1 protein-coding gene is annotated in these 916 nt (G+C 30.8%); it reads right to left on the bottom strand.

Annotated elements, in window-relative coordinates:
* Positions 1–216: 216 nt before the first annotated feature.
* Entirely contained in the window at positions 217–528 is a 312-nt protein-coding gene (locus HMPREF2937_RS08965) for a hypothetical protein (RefSeq protein ID WP_070625382.1), read from the bottom strand.
* Between the last annotated feature and the right edge of the window lie 388 nt (positions 529–916).

Genomic DNA, 916 nt, shown 5'->3' with positions numbered 1-916 from the left:
ATGTTTTTTCTTCTTCTGAAATTGTGTAAATATCGCTTTTTTAATTTCGGGTTTTAATAAATATAGTAAATTTAGTTTATAAACGAGTTACTTCTTTTTTTGATACTATAGGTAACTATTATAATGAGAGCTTATACCTATCAAACCATTGACACAACTGGTTTCAAGCACAAAAAGTTGCTTCTTCAGCATACAATCACATTATTCTTGTGCATTTCAATCTGTAATAAATCTTAAACAAGACGCAAACTGTACCGTAAGACTGACAACCTTTTTATCAGATGTTCTAAAATCAAAGTATGTATCTTCTAAACGATTCATATCCTCTTCATCTACATAGTCTCCCAGATTCAACACTTGTTGGTTGACATGTGCAGTAAAGCGTCTTGTTTCAGGTTGTTCTGCACTATAACCTATAACAAATCTTTTGGGGATTTCTGCTCCTGTAATCCAACTCAAATAACCTACGTCATTCCCCTCATTCATTGACTTCGTAAAAGTAACCTCGACCTCTAAGTTCCTGTTCATTTTTTACACCCACTCATTGTTTTGTATCATTCTGCCAGTTCTCAAGACTACCTAACGTATTAAAGTTGTCATATACACTACAATTATCTTTTAACTTTATAATTTACTATATGTACTTTCGACCTATTTAATATTATTGTTAATCATAATTTTTATCACGCGTTTAGTTGTTTACTTTTCATTACTGTAAAGAGTTGCCCTTTAAAATATTCAGTGCCTTTTTTTCTACTTATCTTCTTTACTCTGGTTATATTCCCAAAAAATCAGGGTTGCTATTAATATCCTTATGTAATCACAGCTAAAAAACAATATTGCAGAAACTACCATAAGTACTTTATACATAGCTAAGACCCACTTCCAAATTAAATATCATTACCTTATTATGTAT

Source organism: Staphylococcus sp. HMSC061G12 (assembly GCF_001838465.1).
Classification (GTDB): domain Bacteria; phylum Bacillota; class Bacilli; order Staphylococcales; family Staphylococcaceae; genus Staphylococcus; species Staphylococcus simulans.
This window is presented reverse-complemented; position numbering and strand designations above follow the sequence as displayed.

Bases quoted from the DNA above. Each gene is read 5' to 3' on its own strand.
- HMPREF2937_RS08965 (WP_070625382.1), bottom strand. From the start codon at position 528: ATGAACAGGAACTTAGAGGTCGAGGTTACTTTTACGAAGTCAATGAAT.